Annotated in this window: 4 protein-coding genes; 2 read left to right on the top strand and 2 right to left on the bottom strand. The window is 44.9% G+C overall.

Annotation, left to right across the window (positions count from 1 at the left end; all coding sequences use genetic code 11):
• Positions 1-243: 243 nt before the first annotated feature.
• Entirely contained in the window at positions 244-1,512 is a 1,269-nt protein-coding gene (locus AB6E08_RS22480; protein WP_135383001.1) for an O-acetylhomoserine aminocarboxypropyltransferase/cysteine synthase family protein, read from the top strand.
• A gap of 125 nt (positions 1,513-1,637) precedes the next feature.
• Here the strand turns inward: AB6E08_RS22480 and glmS are convergent, their stop codons facing one another.
• Together glmS and AB6E08_RS22470 are read right to left on the bottom strand one after the other, a co-directional pair.
• Positions 1,638-3,470 (bottom strand): glutamine--fructose-6-phosphate transaminase (isomerizing), encoded by a 1,833-nt coding sequence (gene glmS, locus AB6E08_RS22475; protein ID WP_004736010.1) that lies wholly within the window; start codon positions 3,468-3,470, stop codon positions 1,638-1,640.
• Positions 3,471-3,577: 107 nt separating this feature from the next.
• Positions 3,578-4,348, bottom strand: a complete 771-nt coding sequence (locus AB6E08_RS22470; RefSeq protein ID WP_004736011.1) for a DeoR/GlpR family DNA-binding transcription regulator — start codon at positions 4,346-4,348, stop codon at positions 3,578-3,580.
• 429 nt (positions 4,349-4,777) lie between these two features.
• On the opposite strand from AB6E08_RS22470, the gene pykF reads away from it, so the two are divergent.
• Positions 4,778-6,190, top strand: coding sequence for a pyruvate kinase PykF (pykF, locus tag AB6E08_RS22465; protein ID WP_017077653.1), 1,413 nt, complete (start codon positions 4,778-4,780; stop codon positions 6,188-6,190).
• Positions 6,191-6,286 lie beyond the last annotated feature (96 nt).

The raw sequence follows: 6,286 nt of genomic DNA, 5'->3' as shown, positions 1-6,286 counted from the left end.
ACAGGGCTGAAGCTTGGCTCATAATCGTTCGGTCCCCAGTTCAAATCTGGGAGGGCCACCAAATTAGAAAAGCCAGAACAGTTCACGCTGCTCTGGCTTTTTGCTTTTCTAGCCCTTTATCTTCTAGCTCAACGCTCTGCCCCATTCGTCCAGTTTCTTCTATGTGACTAAACATACTTTTCTTTTATAAAAAAATCGGCAATATGAGAGTACACAAATCATTCAATAGTTCAGGGAAGACTCATGAAAGACGAAACGCTCTCGATTCACTTCGGCTACGACACTGATCCAACAACCAAATCGGTTGCGACTCCTATTTACCAAACCGTTGCTTACGAATTCGATGATGCACAACACGGCGCCGATCTATTTAACCTTGCGGTGCCAGGCAATATCTACACTCGTATAATGAACCCAACCAATGATGTGTTGGAAAAGCGCATGGCAGCCTTAGAAGGTGGTATTGCAGGCTTAGTGGTGAGTGCAGGCAGCGCGGCGATCAACTACGCGATTCAAACGTTGGCACAAATCGGTGACAACATCGTTTCAACACCTCAGCTTTACGGCGGTACTTACACCCTATTTGCTCATATGCTACCAAACCAAGGGATCGAAGTTCGCTTTGCTAAAGACGATAAACCAGAAAGCTTAGCGGCACTGATCGATGAAAAAACCAAGGCGGTTTATTGTGAAAGTATCGGTAACCCAGCAGGCAATATTATCGACTTAGAACGTGTTGCTGAGCTTGCTCACGCACAAGGTGTACCTGTGATTGTCGATAACACGGTGGCGACACCTGTGTTGTGTAAACCTATCGATTTTGGTGCCGATATTGTGGTGCACTCGCTAACCAAGTACGTTGGTGGTCACGGAACGACGTTGGGTGGTGTTATTGTCGATTCAGGCAAATTCCCATGGGCAGAGCACAAAGATCGCTTCCCAGTCTTTAATCAACCAGAACCTTCTTACCACGGTGTGGTGTATACCGAAGCCTTTGGTGAAGCCGCATTTATTGGCCGCGCTCGAACCGTTCCATTGCGTAATACAGGCGCAGCACTGTCACCCATGAATGCCTTCATGTTGATGCAGGGTCTAGAAACGTTGTCGCTACGTATGGAGCGACACACAGAGAACGCACTAAAAGTAGCTGAGTACCTTCAGCAACATGAGAAAGTCAGTTGGGTGAGCTACGCGGGGTTACCAACCTCTGAGTTCTACCCATTGGCTGAGAAATACATGCAAGGTAAGCCGTCTGCCATTTTATCTTTTGGCTTGAAAGATGGTTATGAAGCCGGTGTTCGTTTCTATGATGCGCTGCAAATCTTCAAGCGCTTGGTGAACATTGGTGATGCAAAATCTCTCGCTTGTCACCCTGCTTCTACAACACACCGTCAATTAAGCGAAGCGGAACAAAAGCAAGCAGGTGTGTCACCAGAGATGATTCGTCTCTCAGTAGGTATCGAGCACATTGACGATATCTTGGCTGACCTAGAGCAAGCACTTAATGCTTAACGCTTAACGCTTAACGCTTAACGCCGGTAAAGCTAGATCTAACGCTGATCGTTAGCTAACAGACACAAAAAAGCCCATCACAGGATGGGCTTCTTATTATCTAATGTTCTTAGATAGGCTAACGATTACTCAACCGTTACCGCTTTCGCAAGGTTACGAGGTTGGTCAACATCGGTACCCTTGATTAGCGCTACGTGGTAAGACAACAGCTGCATCGGTACTGTGTAGTAGATAGGTGCTGTTACTTCACTTACGTGAGGCATCTTGATGATCTTCATGTTCTCATCGCTTTCAAAGCCTGCATCTTCATCTGCGAATACGTAAAGTAGACCGCCACGAGCACGTACTTCTTCAACGTTTGATTTCAGCTTCTCTAGCAAGTCGTTGCTTGGTGCAATAACGACGACTGGCATATCTGCATCGATAAGAGCCAAAGGACCGTGCTTAAGCTCACCAGCCGCGTATGCTTCTGCGTGGATGTAAGAGATCTCTTTCAGTTTAAGAGACGCTTCCATCGCGATTGGGTAGAACTCACCACGACCCAAGAACAGTGTGTGGTGCTTATCTGCAAAATCAGGTGCTAGCGCTTCGATCTCTTTATCAAACGCTAATGCTTTCTCGATATCAGCAGGCAGTTGATGCAGTGCTTGAACGATCTCTGCTTCTTTCTCTTCATTGATGCGACCTTGTAGACGACCAATTGACGTTACCATCATCAGCATTGCAGCTAGTTGAGTGGTGAAAGCTTTAGTAGAAGCAACGCCGATCTCTGTTCCTGCGCGAGTCATGAAGGCAAAATCAGATTCACGAACCAGTGAAGAACCTGCAACGTTACAGATAGTCATTGCTGACATGTAACCTTTTTCTTTTGCAAGACGAAGTGCAGCAAGCGTATCCGCCGTTTCACCAGACTGAGACAAAGTCACCAATAGGCTATTCGGACGAACAACGAAATCACGGTAACGGAATTCAGAGGCAATCTCTACGTCACAGCTTACGCCTGCTAGAGATTCAAACCAGTAACGAGCTGCCATGCCTGAGTTGTAAGACGTACCACATGCGATGATCTGCACGTGTTCAACCTTGCTTAGGATCTCTTCCGCTTTAACACCAATCGCGTTAGTGATAACCGAAGTGTCAGAGATACGGCCTTCCATTGTGTTGATCAGCGCTGTTGGCTGCTCAAAGATCTCTTTCTGCATGAAGTGACGATATTGACCTTTGTCACCAGCGTCGTGTTCTGCGTTTGATTCAACGATTTCACGCTCAACACGCTCGCCCGCCACATCAAATACTGTTACATCACGACGAGTCACCTCAGCAACATCACCTTCTTCTAAGTACATGAAGCGACGAGTTACGCTTAACAGTGCAAGTTGGTCAGAGGCTAGGAAATTCTCGCCCACACCAAAACCGATAACGATTGGGCTACCAGAGCGAGCAACAACGATACGGCTAGGATCTTTACGATCAACCGCTACTGTGCCGTATGCACCGTCTAATTGTTTTGCTGTTTTTTGCAGAGCTTCAACCAAAGAAGCTGACGTGCGAAGTTCCCACTCAACAAGATGAGCGATAACTTCTGTATCTGTTTGTGAAGTAAACACGTAGCCACGCTCTTGCAGCAGAGCGCGCAGTGTTTCGTGGTTTTCGATAATGCCATTGTGTACAACAGCAATATCGCCAGACATGTGTGGATGTGCGTTTGCTTCAGAAGGCTCACCGTGTGTCGCCCAACGTGTATGAGCAATACCAGTACCGCCAATGACATGTTGTTGATCGACTGCGTCTGCTAGCTCTTGTACTTTACCAAGGCGGCGTACACGAGTTAGGTTAGATTCGCTATCAACTACAGCGACACCCGCTGAATCGTAGCCTCGGTATTCTAGGCGGCGAAGGCCTTCTACTAAAATTTCAGCTACATCACGCTGTGCTACTGCACCAACAATTCCACACATAGTTTCACTCCATCAATTTCGTTTTATTCCTATTGGCAGCAAGCAAAGGCCAGATCTTTATTAAGATTAATTATAGGAAGGTAAATGCATAATACTTAAATTTGTTTTTACGCTGGATCGGTCAGGATCACTCGAACATCATGTGATTCGATACTTGCTTTGGATTCTTCGCCTAAGTCTGTATCGGTAATTAAGATGTCAATGTGTTCCCATGCCAGCTCTAAGTTCGGGATCTTTCGTCCCACCTTTTCCGACTCAACCATCACGATCACTTCTCGTGACACTTCAGCCATTACTTTACTTAGGCCAACCAATTCATTGAACGTGGTTGTGCCTCTATCAAGGTCGATACCATCAGCCCCGATAAATAGTTGATCAAAATCGTAAGCTCGAAGTACTGATTCTGCGACTTTGCCTTGAAAAGAATCCGAATGGGTATCCCAAGTGCCGCCGGTCATTAGCAGTGTTGGTTCGCTTTCCAATTCATTAAGTGCATTAGCAACATGCAACGAGTTGGTCATCACAACCAAACCACGCTTGCTATTGAGCTGCTGAATTAGCGCCCCTGTCGTGCTACCGCTATCGATCACAATGCGATTATGGTCGCGAATTAAATCTGCAGCGGCTTTCGCTAATGAAATCTTTCGAGTCGAAACTTGTGGACCCAGTTCTTCGTTGACAACCTCTTTCGGTAATGAAATCGCACCACCATAACGGCGCAAAAGCTGACCGTTTTTCTCTAAAGACGCTAAGTCCTTTCTAATCGTGACCTCTGAGGTTTCGAATTTAGCGGATAGTTCATCAACACTAACCTCCCCCTTTTCATTAACGAGGTTAGAAATAGCATGTCTTCTGAGCTGGGTGTTTCGTTTCGACATTTAAAAAAGGCCAGTAAGTTTCGATGTGAAACATATTATAGTTACAACGAAACTATTTAGTCCATTTATTTTGATCCAAAAAATTAATAAATAGCGATAAAACCTTGTCCTAAGACAATTGTTAAGCAGTGATATTGAACTGATTAGATGGTAGAATCCGCACCCGAAAAGAAAAAAAATTACAAAACTGACTGTTATTTTTTTGCAACTTACCTCTTATATAGTGGGGTAAGTCACATAAAACCGATATTGAATCAAAATCTTTTGGTCATAAAATGACTAAAATTGATGAAAGACTTACAACTCTGAAGGACATATTGGAAGTCCCGCGCTTTTACACAACAGGCACAAAATGTTGATGTAGCGGACCAATCTTCAGACCTTAAATAAATTTCAAATTGTAACAATACTTACCGGAGAGTACCTTCCATGAAAAAGACCAAAATCGTATGTACGATTGGCCCTAAAACTGAATCTGTAGAGAAGCTAACTGAACTAGTAGATGCTGGCATGAACGTTATGCGTCTTAACTTCTCTCACGGTGACTTCGCAGAACACGGCACTCGTATCGCGAACTTCCGTACAGTAATGGAAAACAAAGGTGAGCAACTTGCTATCCTTCTAGATACTAAAGGTCCAGAAATCCGTACTATCAAACTTGAAGATGGTAACGACGTAGATCTAGTAGCTGGTCAAGAGTTCACTTTCACAACTGACGCAACAGTTGTTGGTAACAAAGACGTAGTAGCAGTAACTTACCTAGGTTTCGCTAAAGACCTAACAGCTGGTAACACTATCCTTGTTGATGACGGCCTAATCGAAATGGAAGTTATCGCAACAACAGAAACTGAAGTTAAGTGTAAAGTTCTTAACAACGGTGCTCTAGGTGAAAACAAAGGTGTTAACCTTCCTGGCGTTTCTGTTCAACTTCCAGCTCTTTCTGAGAAAGACAAAGCTGACCTTAAGTTTGGTTGTGAGCAAGGCGTTGATTTCGTAGCTGCTTCTTTCATCCGTAAAGAAGACGACGTTAAAGAAATCCGTGAGCTTCTAAACGCTAACGGCGGCGAGAACATCCACATCATTTCTAAGATTGAAAACCAAGAAGGTGTAGATAACTTCGATTCAATCCTTGAAGCTTCTGACGGCATCATGGTTGCTCGTGGTGACCTAGGTGTTGAAATCCCAGCTGAAGAAGTAATCTTCGCTCAGAAGATGATGATCGAGAAGTGTAACCGCGCACGTAAGATGGTTATCACTGCAACTCAAATGCTTGACTCTATGATCAGCAACCCACGTCCAACTCGTGCTGAAGCGGGTGACGTTGCGAACGCAATCATGGATGGTACTGATGCAGTAATGCTTTCTGGTGAAACTGCTAAAGGTAAGTACCCAGTTGAAGCTGTAACTATCATGGCTCAAATCGCGAACCGTACTGATTCAGCTCTTAAAGCTGAGCTAGGTTCTCGTCTAGACAGCCCACGTCTACGCATCACTGAAGCAGTATGTAAAGGCGCTGTAGACACAGCAGAGAAGCTAGCTGCTCCTCTAATCGTTGTTGCAACTGAAGGCGGTAAGTCTGCACGTTCAGTACGTAAGTACTTCCCAACTGCAAACATCCTTGCTCTAACAACTAACGAAAAGACAGCTGCACAGCTAGTTCTAACTAAAGGTGTTAAGCCAGTTCTTGTTGACTCTATCGAGAACACAGACGCGTTTTACATCAACGGTAAAGAAATCGCTCTACAATCTGGCCTAGGTAACAAAGGCGACATCGTAGTTATGGTTTCTGGTGCTCTAGTAGCTTCTGGTACTACAAACACGGCATCTGTTCACGTTCTATAAGAATGAGCCGATACGCATAAAATATAAAAGAGGGCTTCGGCCCTAATGCCGATCAGTTAAAGCCAAAGTGATCGGTTGAAGGATCCTTCCGAGCTG

The organism is Vibrio sp. 10N.247.310.24, assembly GCF_041467175.1.
GTDB lineage: Bacteria > Pseudomonadota > Gammaproteobacteria > Enterobacterales > Vibrionaceae > Vibrio > Vibrio tasmaniensis_A.
Note: the sequence above shows the minus strand (reverse complement) of the source record. Positions and strands in the feature narration are given on the sequence as shown.

Bases quoted from the DNA above. Each gene is read 5' to 3' on its own strand.
- AB6E08_RS22480 (WP_135383001.1), top strand. From the start codon at position 244: ATGAAAGACGAAACGCTCTCGATTCACTTCGGCTACGACACTGATCCA.
- glmS (WP_004736010.1), bottom strand. From the start codon at position 3,470: ATGTGTGGAATTGTTGGTGCAGTAGCACAGCGTGATGTAGCTGAAATT.
- AB6E08_RS22470 (WP_004736011.1), bottom strand. From the start codon at position 4,348: ATGTCGAAACGAAACACCCAGCTCAGAAGACATGCTATTTCTAACCTC.
- pykF (WP_017077653.1), top strand. From the start codon at position 4,778: ATGAAAAAGACCAAAATCGTATGTACGATTGGCCCTAAAACTGAATCT.